This is a genomic window from Robiginitalea sp., from assembly GCF_982776155.1.
In genome coordinates this window covers 52,320-67,990 of sequence record NZ_CEXZKX010000002.1, presented here as the reverse complement: position 1 = coordinate 67,990, position 15,671 = coordinate 52,320, and the positions used below count along the sequence as shown (strand labels likewise).

At 53.1% G+C, this 15,671-nt stretch carries 11 protein-coding genes; 2 read left to right on the top strand and 9 right to left on the bottom strand.

What is annotated here, in order from left to right:
- Window positions 1-86: 86 nt before the first annotated feature.
- The 3 genes from AC3DKS_RS03810 to AC3DKS_RS03800 all read right to left on the bottom strand — a co-directional run bounded on the left by AC3DKS_RS03810 (window position 87) and on the right by AC3DKS_RS03800 (window position 5,009).
- Window positions 87-2,675: a response regulator gene (locus tag AC3DKS_RS03810; RefSeq protein ID WP_488072520.1), complete on the bottom strand. Its 2,589-nt coding sequence runs from the start codon at window positions 2,673-2,675 to the stop codon at window positions 87-89.
- 152 nt (window positions 2,676-2,827) lie between these two features.
- Window positions 2,828-3,553, bottom strand: a complete 726-nt coding sequence (locus AC3DKS_RS03805) for a hypothetical protein (protein WP_272606702.1) — start codon at window positions 3,551-3,553, stop codon at window positions 2,828-2,830.
- Between the two features lie 208 nt (window positions 3,554-3,761).
- A complete protein-coding gene (locus AC3DKS_RS03800; protein WP_272606701.1) occupies window positions 3,762-5,009 on the bottom strand; it encodes a serine hydrolase domain-containing protein in 1,248 nt (415 codons plus the stop codon).
- Window positions 5,010-5,124: 115 nt separating this feature from the next.
- Between AC3DKS_RS03800 and AC3DKS_RS03795 the strand changes: the two genes are divergently transcribed.
- Window positions 5,125-5,889 (top strand): hypothetical protein, encoded by a 765-nt coding sequence (locus AC3DKS_RS03795; protein WP_272606700.1) that lies wholly within the window; start codon window positions 5,125-5,127, stop codon window positions 5,887-5,889.
- 31 nt (window positions 5,890-5,920) lie between these two features.
- Here the strand turns inward: AC3DKS_RS03795 and AC3DKS_RS03790 are convergent, their stop codons facing one another.
- The 5 genes from AC3DKS_RS03790 to AC3DKS_RS03770 all read right to left on the bottom strand — a co-directional run bounded on the left by AC3DKS_RS03790 (window position 5,921) and on the right by AC3DKS_RS03770 (window position 14,315).
- Window positions 5,921-9,169 carry a CHAT domain-containing protein gene (locus AC3DKS_RS03790; RefSeq protein WP_272606699.1) on the bottom strand — a complete coding sequence of 1,083 codons (3,249 nt, stop codon included), beginning with the start codon at window positions 9,167-9,169 and terminating at the stop codon, window positions 5,921-5,923.
- Between the two features lie 3 nt (window positions 9,170-9,172).
- Window positions 9,173-9,904, bottom strand: coding sequence for a tetratricopeptide repeat protein (locus tag AC3DKS_RS03785; RefSeq protein ID WP_272606698.1), 732 nt, complete (start codon window positions 9,902-9,904; stop codon window positions 9,173-9,175).
- Window positions 9,897-10,454: an RNA polymerase sigma factor gene (locus AC3DKS_RS03780; RefSeq protein ID WP_272606697.1), complete on the bottom strand. Its 558-nt coding sequence runs from the start codon at window positions 10,452-10,454 to the stop codon at window positions 9,897-9,899. Before AC3DKS_RS03780 ends, AC3DKS_RS03785 begins: the two co-directional genes overlap by 8 nt.
- Before the next feature lie 66 nt (window positions 10,455-10,520).
- The gene (locus AC3DKS_RS03775) at window positions 10,521-13,052 is read right to left on the bottom strand and encodes a hypothetical protein (RefSeq protein WP_272606696.1); all 2,532 of its coding nucleotides are present in this window, start codon (window positions 13,050-13,052) and stop codon (window positions 10,521-10,523) included.
- A gap of 54 nt (window positions 13,053-13,106) precedes the next feature.
- Entirely contained in the window at window positions 13,107-14,315 is a 1,209-nt protein-coding gene (locus AC3DKS_RS03770; RefSeq protein ID WP_272606695.1) for a hypothetical protein, read from the bottom strand.
- Window positions 14,316-14,457: 142 nt separating this feature from the next.
- Here AC3DKS_RS03770 and AC3DKS_RS03765 point away from each other — a divergent pair, with 142 nt between their 5' ends.
- Complete coding sequence (locus tag AC3DKS_RS03765) at window positions 14,458-15,405, top strand: alpha/beta fold hydrolase (RefSeq protein ID WP_272606694.1); 948 nt, start codon at window positions 14,458-14,460, stop codon at window positions 15,403-15,405.
- On the opposite strand, the gene AC3DKS_RS03760 is transcribed toward AC3DKS_RS03765, so the two are convergent.
- The coding region (locus tag AC3DKS_RS03760) for a hypothetical protein (protein ID WP_474730712.1) at window positions 15,406-15,671 on the bottom strand (266 nt) is incomplete at its 5' end.

Below are 15,671 nucleotides of genomic sequence, written 5' to 3'. Positions count from 1 at the left end.
TGTAACAGCCTTAGGGCGAAATGTAACACGCGCCGCCAGGTCCCTGGGGACGGGGCGTTTCAACGATTGTTCCGGTGGGGGGGAGGTCAGTTGGCCCCCCGGTACTCGGAAGGCGGAACCCCGAAGAGGTTCTTGAAGCTTTTGGAAAAATAACCGACGTCGTTAAACCCTACGGAGTACGCAACCTCCGAGACGGAGTGCCCCGATTTGCTCAGGATTTCCGCGGCGGCTTTCAGCCGTTCATTCCGGATAAATTCGGTTGCAGAAACCCCCAGGAGGGATTTGAGTTTGCGGTGCAATTGCATCCGGCTCAGGTTCATTTTCCCGGCAAATGACTCGGCGGAGAACCCCGTGTTTGCCAATTCGTCGGCAAGAACCTCCTCCAAACGCGCCAGAAACTTTTCGTCGGCCGAACTCAGGGAAATTTCCATTGGCTTGAGCACCAATTCCCGACTGTAGCGTTCCCGCCATTTCCGGCGTTCCTCCAGCAACTGGCCAATCTTGGACTGCAATATCTCGTGGTTGAAAGGCTTGGTCAGGTAGGCATTGGCTGCGTGTTCCAGTGCAGCCAAATGGTCTTCGTCCGATGAGCGCGCCGTGAGAATCAAAACGGGGATCAGGGAGGTAAGCTCATCGTTTCGCAACGCTTCCACCAATTCAAAACCATCCATCTTCGGCATCATCACGTCGGTAATCACCATATCGGGTATTTCCTGCCGGGCAAGGTCAAATGCCTCCCGGCCGTCCCGGGCCTCCAGGATTCGGAAATCATCCTGGAAAATACTTCCTACAATCGCCCGGATATCCGCGTTGTCATCGGCTATCAGCAGAACAGGCGATTCCTGTTCGCCTGTGTCCGGGAGGTCCGTTACGGGGTATTCCCGTCCCGAAGGCTTTTCATCCACAACCAGGGCATTTTTAAGGTCCCTGCCCAGGGGGATGCCCACCGTAAATAGCACTTTTTCATTTTCCAGCCGGGCCTGGAGCTGGCCTTCATAGAGGTCCACCAGGTCCCTGACCAGTGCCAGCCCGATACCGTGACCCGGCAGGTGATGGTCTTTTCGGTAGAAGCGTTCAAACAGGTTTCGGATATCCTGCTGGTTGAGCTGCTTGTTAAAATTGGTTATTTCCAGTTGCAGCGGCCCCGACAGACCGGCATGGGCCCTGAAAGTCACCGGTGTACCCGCATCCCGGTATTTAAAGGCATTCGATAGCAGGTTGACCACAATTTTGGTCAGGATATCCCGGTCCAGGTAAACCGGTTCACCGGGTACATCGAAATGGGTTTCAAAGGGCACCCCTTCGTTTTCTGCCTTCATTTTAAACGGCTCGGTAAGGGTGTGCAACAAGGAGGAAATCGCTTCTTTTTTCAACAAGATCCGCAAGCTGCCTTCTTCGAGTCGCGACAATTCCATCAGTTGGTCCACCAGTTCCAACATCCGGTCCGCGTTTTGGTCTATAAGCTGCAGTTGTTTTCTGTTTTCTTCTTTGGCGAGGTCGCGGGAGAGCTGCCTTACCGGGCTCTTGATCAGCGTGAGCGGCGTGCGGAATTCATGGGAGATATTGGCGAAAAACCGGGACTTCATGGCGTCCAGTTCCCGGATTTTCCGGGCAGTGCGCAACCTGTTCCTGTAAAGTAAAAATAAGGTTCCCGAACCCAGGAGCAGCAGTGCCAGCGCCCCGGCATAATAATAATTCTGACTTTTCCTCCGTTGTTCGGAAAGTTGGTTCCGGGCCGTGAGCAGGGCGATTTCCTGTTCTTTTTTCTCCGTTTGGAATTCCGTCTCCAGCGCGTAGATTTCTTTGTTTTTATCGATGCTGTCCCGGACGTTGCGTACTTCGATATAGCGCTCATAAGTGCGAACCAGCGAATCCAGGTTCCCAGTGCGTTTGTACATCTCAATCAGGTTGTCGTAGGCCGTGCTGATCGTCTGATAATCGCCTTGGGCCTCTGCCATTTTAATCGTTTGGTCATAGTACCTGTACGCTTCCTCGAAATTGCCGGTTTCGTAATAGAAGTATGCCATATAGCTGATAGCCCAGAGTTGGAGGCGTTTATTTTCCCCGGAGAACGCCAGGTCGTAGTATTTTTTGTAATCCGTTTCGGCTTCCCCAAAGCGCTTCATTTGCAGCAGCAGATAGCCCCTGCAGATAATGGCGTACGAATAGGAATTCTTATGTGTCAGATTGTTTTGCTCGTGGTAGGCAATCGCTTCATTTAGCAACGGCAGGGCTTTGTCGAATTGTTTGGACGAAGTGTAGGCCTGGGACAGCCCGATATGGACCTCGTTGATGCCGAGCTCATTGCCGATTTGCTGAAATACTTCCAGTGCCTGGCGGTAATATTGAACGGCTTTTTCGTAGTCATGGGTTAAACGAACCGAATAACCCATGTAGTTCAATGCCTGGCCGCGCGGTTCGGATACCCTGAGCGCCTCGTTTTGTCGGCACACCGAATCTGCCCGGGAGTAATACAGAAAGGCCTTCGGGTAGTCAAAATCGTAGAAATAGACGTTGCCGATGCTGATAAAAGTCTCCGCATTCAGCGTATCGTTCCGGGTAGGGGAGATGACCTGGAACAGGGAATCCAAATCGCTCTTGTCCTGGGCGCGGCCATTCCACGGGTTGAGGAGGGAAAATACCCCTGCAAATACCAGCAGGGCGGGAATGGACAATTTCTTATGGTACGGGCAACAGGCCAAGACGCTGGATTAAGTGACCGGATTATTTCCTATTGAAATTTAAGAAATTGCCCTGGTATTCCGGCAATCCCCACATCATAGCCGGGGAATAATTGCCGGGAAAATCTACGAATCCGGATGCATGCCTATCTCGCAGCCCCGGTATCCCGGTTATAATCTTCGACCAGGCGCAGGAAGGCCGCCTCGTATTCCTTACCTACGTAGATGCCCATTTTGTGTTCCGCCGAGAACTGGTTGCGCAGGCCGTAGTGGTTGCTGTCGTAGTTTTCCTTGACGCGGGCATTGTCGCCGATATAGTTGAGCAGGTTGATCTGCTGGACGTTTTTCGGGTGCTTGGTGTGTTTGTGGATCAGCAGCTGAAAATTGTTCTGGATGTAATGGATGAGTTCATCCCGGTTGCCCATCACATAGTCCGCCAGTTCGTGGTTGATTTTCCCGGTGGTCCGGCTGTAGAGCTTGTACATCTTAATCGGCCCATCGGCAATCCGCTCCAGGGTCATCCGTTTGGGGATCATCTTAATGGCCCGTCCGGTGAGGTCCGTATACCAGATGGTTTCAAATACCCGCCCGTCTTCCAGGGAGAAACTTTCAAAATGCTTGGGCTCCATCTTCTGCTTCATCTTTCCCTTGAGCTTGCCAGTTTTTTGGTATTTGGCCCAGTCCTTGGGCTCCACGTAGGTGATCCCCTGCTGGAATCGTTGGGGGAAGCCGAAGTCAATTTCTATATATACTTCCTTCTCCTTGCCTTTTTTAAGGTGCAGGGTACCCTTGTGGTAGAGGCCCTGGGCGATTGCCCCTGAGGTGCACAACAGGATAAAGAACCCGGCAAGGAATGTATTTGCGTATTTCATAATATTGACAATTAGGTAATTGCGGAATATTAGAACGCTTCACAGGCCGGGATATTGTCGGAGGTTTTAAACCGGAGCCCTTTTTGCCTTTGAAACCGGACCCCCATTATTCTTACGAAGCCGCCCGGCCTTCCGGACGGTTTCGCTAAAGGGTACATTCCGGTCGTCATCCCCGTGGATCAGGAGCACCGGGTATCTCCGCCTGCCGTTAAAACTGATCCAGGCCTGTTTGCCAGTCGATGGAGCCATCCTTTACCAGATTGAGCAACAGGTTCTGAAGGTCTGCATCGAAAGCCGGCAGGTCGGATCGGCGGTAGTTCAACAGGATGGTTGCGCTGACCCCGTTGTTCCCGATCATAAACCAACTGCGGTTGCCGGGCAGGCTCCCGGTGAAATAATACAAATCCTGCTGCTCCCAAAAGGCCAGTCCCCGGGTAATATTCGATTGGAGGGAGGAGGGCCGGATCATTTGTTGCCGGGCAGTGGCGCTCAGAATATCCGGGCGGATGTTCATTCCGTCAATTGCACAAAGAAAGCGCAAAAGGTCCGGCGCGCTGATAACAACGCCTCCATCCCCGTCCCTGCGGGAGGCGATGGAATAGATATAGGGAGCATCGGCGGCCGTGCCATAGTATTCCACCTCGTTGGGTTCCCGGTCGGATTCCCGAAAAGTGGTGGTTTTAAATGAAGTTATCCCGATAGGGGAGAGCAGGTTTTCCAGATACGCCTCATAGGACTGGCCACTGGCCACTTCAATGATCCGCGCCAAAAGCCAGTACCCCGTATTGCTGTAACTGAACGCCTCTCCGGGGGCATGGCTGAGGTCCCAGTTATTGAGCAGGTATTCTATAAACTGACTGTTCCCCAATTCGGGTTGATAGTCGATGGGGTCGCCTCCTGAAGAAACGCCCCACCCCCCCAGTTCATGCGTCAACAGGTGGTCGATGGTTATGTCGAGCTCGTCGGCCGTCAATTGGGCGGTCCCGAAATCCTCACCCAGGATTCCCTGGGAGCCGAATACTTTGTCTTCGGGATGGAGGGTGCCTGCATCGATGAGCTTCCAGACAGCAGCAGCCGTAAATACTTTTGAGATGCTCGCGATTCGAAAAACATCATCCGCCCGGACAGGTGTCTGAGTGGCTACATCGGCAAGCCCGTATCCCTTGGTATAGACCAGGCGCTCATCGACGCTAACAGCCAGGGCAGCACCGGGCACATCGTAGGTTTCCAGAAAGGAGCGCACCGAGGCATCTACATCGGGAAGGTCGGTTTGGGATTGCGGGTCCGGGTCCGGGTCCGGATCCGGATCGGGGTCGGAATCCGTGTTGGGGTTTTCAATGGGGTCCGGCGTTTGGTCGGGGTCCGGGCCTGCACTGTCTTTACTGCACGAGAGACCGATTAACAGGATTAAACAGGCCAGGAGCCGAGCCAGGGTAGGGATGAGCTGATTTTTCATTGGACATAGGGATTGGTGGTTCTAATGGGATATCGAAAGGGGATGAAAATGTCATCACAAATATTTTTATGATGACATATGGCCGGGAATTCGATGTATTGATAAAGCAACCACCATGAAACACTTTAAGATTTTTTCCCTTCTCCTGACCCTGCTCGTTTTTGGATGCAGCAAGGACGATGCCGGAACTGCGATTGTCCAGGGTGCCAATTCGCAGATTTGTGCAAACGTCAACGGACCCTCCGCCATTTACTGGGATTTTGCACATTCCATTCCGGCCCCATTGACCGAGGTACCCCTTATTGCGAACCCCGGCCAACAATTTGTACACAGCCAGATGCCCTTGCTGGGTTTTGTCATTCCCCAGGGCTTTACGGCATTCGAGATTACCGAGCCGCAAACCGCCACACTGGGTGTCAATGTCATACGCAACGACAATGCTGTGGTCTTCCGTTATATTCCCAACACCCAGGCTCCCGGTCAGGTTTCGGCCACGGCGATTATCGCCAATGAAATTAACGCCTTGTTTAATTTTTACGGATTCAACGGGACCCCGGAAGTGGTGTGTACCACCTCTGCCAGCAATGTTTTTGAGGGCATACCTTCCCAGTTTACCGCACGTCTGCTCCGGTTCAATGGAATCACTGCCCAGGTTTGGGTGCGATCGACATTCCTGGCCGGGGGGACATTTTCAGCCATTTCGGTTACCTCCGCGCCCTCGGCGGAATACGAATCCCAGGTGATGAACACCTTCTTTCCGATCAACTTCCAAATGTTTGTCGGCCGGGATGGGGGGTTTGTAGACAACGACGGTGATGGCTTCCCGGCTCATGAGGACCCGGATGACAATAACCCGGATGTTCCGGTCCCGAGGGGGTAGCCTAAATCCTTCCCGATAAAACCTCCGGATCCTAGCGGGATTCGGGGGTTTTTCGTCTGAGGGTATAATAAGTGAATAACACGGCAGCCGCCACCAGCAACCCTATCAGCCAACTCTGCCAACCCGAGTCTGCAGTCAAAGGAATCGGTTCGGTATCGCCCATCAGGATAAGCCCTGCCCAGTACTGGGGGTGTCGCATGCGGCCTTCGGCATTTTCCAGGTAGGCCATCTTGGCCAGCCGAAGGGCCTCGTCCTTCGCCTTACCTGCCTCCAGGAATTCATAGAAATACGTGAGAATCTGTGTGCTGGATTGCTCGTCAACCTGCCAGAGGCTCGTCAGGATGCTTTCACTGCCCGCATAATTGAACGCATGGGCAAGGGAGATCATCCCCTCTCCCGGCTGGTAACCCGGCTTTCCGGTCTCACAGGCCGTCAGCACAGCCAGGTTGGCATTCAGGTTTTGGTTGTAGATTTCATAGGTGTAGAGGTAGTTGTCGTTCAGGTTCCCGGAATCCCGCACATTTTTGGCAAATACGAGACGGGACAATTCCGGGCTTACATTATTGCTCTCCGCATGGGTGCCGACATGGATAATCTTGTGCTCGGCGGCATTTCCGGTAAACAACTGCTTGGATGCTTCGGTATTGAGAAATGTATTCCCCCGGAATCTTCGCCCGAGCTTGCGGACCAAATCTGAGCTGAAAGGCTGTGGCAACAGGGAAAGGTAGGCCTGGTCCTTCTCCAGGGAATCCTTCAGGGCCATTACATACTGCTTTTTCATGGAGGTATCGAATTCCGGGGCGAAGGCTATAAAATCACCCTGAAATTCCAGGGTTTTCCTGAGCGGATCCAGGAGCATGAAGCTGTAATTGTACGATATGGTATGCCGGGCCATCAGGCTCTTGGTTTTCAGGTCGCTATATCCGCTGATTGGGTCGCCCGTGAGCAGTTCAAAACTCAGGTTATACAATTCTCGGTCCGGGATAATGACGATGCGCCGTGTATTTATAAAGGCTTCCAGGGGCCTCCAGAGCTGCCCGTACAGGTCCGCGAGCAAGCCGAAATACACCTCGGGTTCTTCCCGGAGATTCGTAAGCCTGTTAATCTTGTCCAGAAGATCCTTACCGTCTAAGGAAATCAACCGCTCCTCCCGCCCATCGCTCAGGTAGGCATACAGGTCTTTTTCGATATAGAAGTAGCGTAATACCGATGTTTCCGGGGGGATCATCTGGCTCGGTTCCGGAATTCGCTCTTCCAGGGACCCATAGCGCATCTCGTAGTACTCCGGGTACAGCGCAGCCAGAGAATCCTGGAAAGCTTCCCATTCCCGGTTGCGGGCAATAAAGGTGGCGGGGCCCTCTGTCCCGAGATGGTCCAGGGAATTTGCCATGGATTTCCGCAGGGATTTTTCCCGCGCCTGTATTTCCGGAGGAAGCCCGGTAAAGGAAATCGCTTTCATATTCAGGCGCGTGCGAATCCGCGAATAAACCGCAGATTCGATGGTCGAAAGGAGTTGAGCGAGGTATTTGCGATTCCGGGTAAGCTGGTAAAGTTCGTTTTCGAGTTGGGATTTGAACGAAAAAATATCCCGGTTTTCCTCCATCAGCAAAGAGAGGTCTTCATAGGACTTCAGAATACTCTTGCGCTGCCGAAGTACGCCGATAGCCTTATCCAGGCTGTCTCGCAAGTTGTCGAGAAATATTTCGCTTTTCTCCGGTTCGAGCTGATACCGGCTTTTGGCCCAGAGCAACAGGTTCTTGGGTCGGAGGAAAAAAATGCGGATCGAATCCTTTTTCGCCTCGCTCCCCTGGAATTCATGCGAAAATTTAAGACCGTCCGCCGCCATTCGAAGTGCCTGGCGATAGTCCCCAAGATTAAAATACACCTCCGCCCGGGCGAGCAGCATGGCGTAATGCTGCAGGCTTCCCTCAAAAGCTCCCGTCGAGACAAAATCATAAACCTCATTCCCGAGCTTCTTGGCTTTTTCCGGCTGTTCATTCCGGGAATAAAACAGGGCCATATCGGCCAATTCGTCCAGAAAGTCCTTGGTGTAATCCCCTTTCATGGCTGCCCGGAAGGAGGCTTCTCCTTTCTGGTAGAATGCCGCGGCCTGATCCGTTTCACCCAATGCTTCCAGGGTGCTTCCCAAACTCGTTTGAGCAAAAGCCAGGTAGTAGGTATTCGGACGGGAGGTGTTTTTGAGGCGTTCAATAGCGCGGGTAAAATTCTGGCGGGCCTCCTCGAGTTTGCGCGTGCCCATCTGCGCCTGGCCCAGGAGCATGAGGGAGATAGCCAGGTTGATGTCGTCCGGGGCGTAATTTTTCTTCTTTTCGGCAAAGGAATGGGCGATTAGTTTTTCGGCCCGCGCGTATTCGCCGATGCTGTTGTAATAAGCGCCCAGGTTGTCGAAGGAAATAAGTTTTTGCTTTAGCGCGTCGAGTTTTTGGCCTTCGTTGGTAGATTCCTTTGCGAATTGACGGAGCCACAAAATGGCTTCCTGCGTGGTTTCGATGGCCTGCTCCACCTCCCCCTGGGCCTGTAACAGGATGGCGATGTTTCCATTGAGCAGGGCGGGGCGGAACAGTTGGTTCCAGGGGGTGGAATCCAGCTTCCTGACCGAAGCCTTTGCCGCCCGGAAATAGTACATGGCACTATCCGGCTGGCCCGAGAACCACATGAGCCGGCCCATGGTGTTATACGTAAAATAGTACATTTCATGGTCCTGGTCCCCGCTTTTTTCCCGTAAGGCGAGGTTTCGCAACTGATGCTTTTTGGACAGGGCGATGTCGCCCATGTTGTACGCCTTCGTTCCCAGGGTGTAGTGAACGCCTTCCAGGTCGGCTTTCACCGGATCCTCAATGGCGCCGGCCAGCTCCAGCGCCAACAGGGCCTTTTCATAGGCGGTTTTCGGGTCGCCTTTGTCATCGTACAGGTTGGCGAGTTCAAGGTAGGCGTTTTTCAGGGCTACGGTGTCTCCCGCATCCCTGATACGGGCAATGAATTGCTCCGCATTTTTAACTGCCAGCTCCCAGTCGTTGCCGGCCAGGATCCGGCTGCCTACCAGGGGCAGGTAGGCTGGCAAACTGTCGAACAATGCTTCCCGGAAATAATAGCTGGTCTGTTGCCGGATTTCTTCCCGGGCCTGTTGGTTTTCCCCCCTGGAAATGAGGCTGTCGATATACTCCCTCCCTCTGGGCAGCGCTGTACCTGACTGGGCGCATATTCGAGGCCCGCAGATGATTGAAAAAATAAAAAGGATGTACGTAACCCGGCGCCTCATGTCTTAGTCATTCAGTTCCCGAAGCAAATCGTTCGCCCGGGGGTTGGAGGATTTTGACAGGTACTGTTTCGCCTGCGGCAGGTTGCCCAATTTTAAGTGTGCCATTCCGAGGTAGAAGTACGCATCGTCCCTGAAATACGAGTTTTCCGATTGAATCGCGACCTGGAAATACGCAAGGGATTCGCGGGGGTTCTCACGGGCCAGCTCTGCGGCCCCCAGAAAATAATTCAGCGTGTCATTTTCCGGCCTCGCTTTGTAAAGCGGCTCCCATTTCCCGATTGCCTCCCGGTAATTCCCGCGCTTATAGTCCACCATAGCCTCATAAAAATCATATTCGCCTGCATGGCCCATGACCGTCGGCAGGCCCGGGTCCGGAACAAAATGTTCGCGGAATAATTTTTCATTCGGAGATTGCCTGGTGAGCAACCATGCACCCACAGACAGGAAGACTGCCAGGCTGGCCGCAATCATATAAGCCTTTCGTCGCCACGTGCGGGCCGGGGGCGTGCCTCCCCGGGAACCGACTTGCCCGTGATAGGACTCCAGAGCTTCCCGAAGGTTGAGTTCCTCCACGAGTTCCGCGTACTCGCGAAATTCGGCAAATTGCCGGGCCCACTCGGTTTCCCCGGCGAGTTTTGCTTCGAATTCCTGGCGTTCGTCCGGTTGCATGCGCTGGAAAAGGTACCTTTCGAAAACCTCCAGTCGTTCTTGCGGTATGGATTCCGGTTTACTCATTATTGTTGATTTGGTAGCTGATAGCTCGCAGCTTTTCCATACATCGGTACTTCTGATTCCGAGCCGAATTGGCTGCGATCCCCATAGCCTCCGCAATCTGCTCCATGGACTTTTTTTCAAAATAAAACAGCCGGAGCAGCCTGCGGCAATTCTCCCCCAGCTGGGTCATGGCGGTTTGCACGGCCAGACGCTTATCTGCCAGGTCCTGGGCAGCCTCCGGGTCTGATTCTTCCTCTCCCACAACTTGAAGGTGGGAGAGTGAATTGGACGAAGCTCTTTTAAATGCCGGAGAGCGCAGGTAGTCGATCCATTTGTTGCGTGCGATGGAATAGAGGTACCCCTGCAGGTTGCCTTTGACAAACCGCTCCTCCCTGACGTGCTTCCAGCAGGTTATAAAGGCTTCCTGAAATACGTCTTTGGCCTGTTGCTCACTGCCGCTATTCTTTAAAACATACGTTCGGACCCTGGGATACATCTCAACATAGACTTTTTGGAGAACTGCCTCCTCGTTTGCTTTGAAAGCCGCTATGGTTTTTAATGATTCCCCCATACTTGCAGAAAGTATAGGGGAATTTACATTTTTTAACGATTACGCCTGCTTTCTATCGACCAGGTATCAATTTTTTGGTTTTAGGTAAACCGTCACCTGTGCAAAGCCTTTGGCCGTTGCGTAACGCGCAAGCGTCGAACTCAACCAGGCAGACACATTCCCGCTGTTTGGGCCGGAAATGGCCGAGACCGGGCATCTTAATTCCAACTCCATGCCTTCGCCCACCTCTTCGGGGAACCAGGTGTCGCTGGTCCGGGAACAGGAAGGAATCACATCCGGGATCCGCTCCATGATATGCATGGAATACTTTTCCACCTCGTAGCCTTCGGGGATATCCGCTGTGGCATTATTTGTATGCCAGGCAAATTTGCTCCAAACCTGGGCGTTGTGGAAAATACCTGACTGATCCCGGTGGCTGCCCACATCTATGGGCACGTAATACCTCAGGATATCCTCTTTGTTTTGGATATTGATGGTTGCCTCGATTTCGTCATAGAGCTCATATTCCGAAAGCGTCCCGTTCTCATCGATTTCCGAGGCATAGTATATGGTGGCGGTCACATTTTCAACACCCTCCTCGGATTCCTTATCAAAACAGTGGTATTCCACTGTAAATCCATTCCCGTCCTCCAGGGTGAGCGTATTGGTGTGGCCGTTGAGTTTCCCGAATTCGCCGCCGATTTCCCAATGGACCTTGTAGGTCAGGCCAAAGTCCGTGCGGCTCATCGCCTGGCCATCCAGGTCGTAGAGACCCATGGACAGTTTGTCATCACCTTCGACGGTGATTCCGTTGGGCCGGATTACAAACTCCTTATCGCTGATGTTGATGGTCGCCGAATCCTTGCCCACTGCGACCCCCTCCCTGAAAACCTCCACACGGATGATTTCTTTGGCATCGGCGGGCAGGGATTCGATATTTCCATCACTTTGATAGGTGATTTCTTCGGTGGTGGAGGCCGTTTCGAAATCCCCGTACAACCCCTCGGTAGACCAGTTAAAGGTGTATTCCCCGGGGGTAATTTCTTCATCGTCCAGAAGATCGGCCTTCAGGCCGACTTTCTTGCCTTTGAGGATTCCTTTGTACCTCGGGTTGATGCGCACGGTGCCTTTGGAGACGGTAAAGTCGAAAAATTCAAGTTTTTGCGACGTCTGCATGTCGTAAACTACGCGGGCAATATCCGATGAGGTGATAATGGCGTTGGCGATGGCCAGCGGGCCGGAAAGCTTCCCGATCACCTTTTCAAAACGACTTGCTGTTAAGTTGGTTACACCTGCCTTTTGGAACAGGCCAATGATTCCCTTCCAGAAGAGTTCGGAGCCTGCTCCATTTTCTAAAGCCGCCCACAGGAATTCAATAGCTGCCGTTTTGAGATCCCCGCTTTCAAGCGCATTGTATGCAGCCGGGGAGCTCGACAGGATCAGGTTGGCGCTTTCCTGCAGGGTCGTTATTGCATTATCGTTATCGATTGCATCCGCAGCACTTACTCCATTTGAAATAATCGGGATCACCGCATCCAACAATAAGGTTTCCAGGTTGAGTTTGATAACTTCGCTGCGTTCCTCATCCGTAAGATTGTGATCCCGTTTCCCAGGGCCTACCACCCGTACCCGGTATTTGGCAGCCTCTTCCTGGCCTGTCAAGGGCAGATTAACGGGGCCATTCTTTGTGAAACCAAGGGTAGCGCCGTTCCCGCGAGCCAATTCAATCAGGTTGCCCTGGGCGGAGGTGACCCCGGTGGTGGGTGAAATAAAGATGTCCTTCTCGGCGGGCCGGTCGGCATCCGGGATACCGCGGGGGTTGTAGATTTCCTCAAATTCCGATTCCCCGGACATCCGCCTGGCGTACTTGTAGAAATAAGCCCGGGCCCTGCGCCTTTTGAAATTCAGGACGTTTACTGCAAAAATATTCGTCTCGTCGGAGGTGATGGCCACACCGCTTTTGATTTTTGTATCTTCCAACAGGATCGCATTGGTGACATCGATGACCTCTTTGTTGCCTACCAAATCCCGGGCCTTTTCAGTGGCCCATACGGGGAATTGCCCGGATTGTACGAATGTTGGATCCGCCGCTATTTCCGCCTCGAGTGCCGCCACCAGCTCAGCGGTTTCCGGCAGACCCCGGAATTCTCCAAAATATTTTTCGCGGATTTCCGGCAACTGGAAAACGGTTCCCAGCGCATAGTACATGGCAAATTCCAGGGTAGCCTCGGCGTCCAGCCTGGGGTAGTCGCGACTCACAAATCCCATCAGGACAATATCGCCATTGGCGTCGGTGAGATAAGCAAAACTCCTGTTGTCTTTTACGAGGGATGCCGTTGCCTGACCCCCGGAACTGACATCAAAAGTTTCAAAAAGCACGTTCAGCGTAGTGGTGCCCAGGTCCAGGTCCGACCCGGCAGGCATCTCAACCTGGAGTTCGACGGACTCAAAGGTTAATTCGGAGTCTCCTCCCGGATCATCGTCGGTTGCGTTTCCGTCGTCGTCGTCGGTCTGAGAGACGTCGTCAACCATATCCGTAATATCGTCACTCTTACTGCATCCCGGTGCCATTGCGAATACCAACAGGGCCAGGATTAAAAATGTATAGAAGGATCTCATTGCTTCTCGTTTGGTTTGTTTATAGTCGGATTGCTTCTTTTGGGAATAAGGCCATCAAAAGGCTCGCTTAACCCGGACCCATTCCCGGTTGTTGAGGTTGATATCTCCGTTGGGGGTGTAGAACAGGTCGTCGTTTCGGATGTAATTGCCTTCGCTGTCCATCCAGTACTCCGTGGACCCGGCGTTTACCTGGTAGTTTTGGCCGGTCTGGGGGTTGTAGACCGTCTCCTCCTCGTGGATCATGTTCACGAATTGTCGTTGGCCTGTATCGCTCCCGGCTCCGAAGTTCCGGTTCATAAAGGAGGCGTGGTTCGCGTCCTGGGCAGCCCAGATGCCTTGCATTTTTTCCTGGTGGGCATTGAAGGCGGCCCAGCGCGCATTCATGCGGTTTTGATGTTGTTGGGCTGCTAACCGGGCCCTTTGTTCGTTTTTCATCTGCCTTTGCCGGGCCAGCTGAGCCACATATTGTTCCCATTGCGGGTTCTCGATGGTACTCCGGATGGCTTGTTGCATCTCGGTCAGCGTTTGTTCAAAGGAGGCTTCTTCGGCAAAGGTGTAACTGATACTATAGAACCAAACTTGCATGGACCCGGAAATGGCGGGCTGTTGCATGCTGACTATGGAAATACCGGCAAGGGCCTTCCGGCCTTTTCCGTCGGCCCATTCCGTATTGTAGGTGATCAGCCGGGTTTGGGCTTTAGACTTCGCGGCTATTTTATATCTTAAGAACCGGTCTGTTTCGGGGAATGACCGCTCGCCAAGGAGGTGGAAACCGCTGTTTTCCATACGGTCTCTGACTTCCTCCGCAAACAGCTCCTTTGGGTGCGGCAGGGGCCGGAGCAATTTTGCCATCGGGCTGGATAGCATGTACTGGGACATTTGGGGATCGCTATAGGCTACGTGGAATTTGATCGGTGTGTTGAAGTTTTTCAATCCGCCCGGCCCGGTAATCTGGATCAGAAAGGTTGGAAGTTTTTGATCCGTGGTGTAGATGGGTTTTGAAATAACCCGCCAGTCAGACGGATATGCGGTAGTTTGCACAATTAACCCTGTACGGGCATCCCGGAATTCATGCTGTTTGATTCCGGATTCCCGGGAGTAAGAAACTTCGGCAGCTTCCGCTCCCGGGTTTACCGGGGCGGCAACGCTTTCCGAAAAGGTGTTTAATTCCGGGTCGTCACCGGTTCCGGCGGATTCCTGGTTTGCAAAGCCGCAGCCTGCCAGGATTATCATGTTCAGAAGGTACAAGAAGGGATTTTTCATGAGGATAGGATTTTGTCGCTTTCCTATCTATCGGATTATCCGGGAAGATGTCATCAGGGAGGTAAAAACCGTAAAGGTTTATCCGTTTTTACGCCGGATTGAATAAAATCGGATATTTTGCCGGGTGCGAAAACCACGTTCCATGAATCGAAACAGCAAATTACCTCTGGCGGGCAAGCCGTGGCTTTGGCCTGGTCTGCTGGTGCTCCTGTGCCTTTGGGCGACGCCGGTAATTGCCCAGGCTGGAAATTTTTTAGAGTTGCCCGGGGCCACGCTCCATTATCGGGATTTCGGGAAAGGCCTGCCTATTTTGGTGATTAACGGCGGCCCTGGAATGAGCAGTGAGGGGTTTATCCCGTTAGCCTGGAAACTCGCCGAGAATAATCGGGTAATCCTCTACGACCAGCGGGGGACCGGAATGTCGGAACTGGAAGTCGTCAATGATTCAACGGTGACCATGGACCTGATGGTCTCGGATATCGAAGCGCTTCGCCGGCATTTGGGGATCGACAGGTGGGTGGTGATGGGGCATTCTTTCGGGGGCATCCTTGCGTATTATTATGGATCGCAACATCCTGGCAAGCTGCTGGGCATGATTCAGTCCTCCTCCGGGGGTATGGATTTGGCGCTGTTGGGCACCCTGAATATTCCCGGTAGCCTGACGCAGACGGAACGGGATTCCCTGGGGTATTATAACCGAAGGATCCGACGTGGCGATACCGCATATGCGACCCGATTAAAACGAGGGGAATTCCTGGCCCCGGCCTATGTATACCACCGGGAGCATATACCGGTTGTGGCCGAGAGGTTGACCCAGGGGAATAGCGCGATCAACCGGCTCGTCTGGCAGGACCTCCGGCGGATGGGCTATGATGTGAAAGCCCGCATGGGCAAGCTGGCCTACCCGGTACTCATCCTGCACGGCCGCGAGGATATCGTGAGCCCGGAACTTGCCGAAAGGGCACACCGGATTCTGCCAAATTCCCGATTGGTAGTCCTTGAAGAGAGCAAACACTACGGTTGGCTGGATAATCCGGATAAGTATTTTGAGGCGATAGAGGGTTTTCTGGGGATGCTGGAAGACAGGTGATCATAGACTCGATGGGATTCTTTTCTCGCTGCGCTCGAAAAGGGCCCAGGGAGGGGGGCCTGCTGTAAAGCAAAACCCTTCCGGCTGCTGCGCATCCGGCGGGAGTTTTTCCATTTGTCCGAATTTGAGAGCAAGCTCAGGAGCTTTTTTGGTAATCGGTCTTTGGGCCGGGATTGCTTTCTCACTTCGTTCGAAAGCGGCCCATGGGGGTGGGCCTGCTGTAAAGCAAAACCCTTCCGGCTGCTGCGCATCCGGCGGGAGTTTTT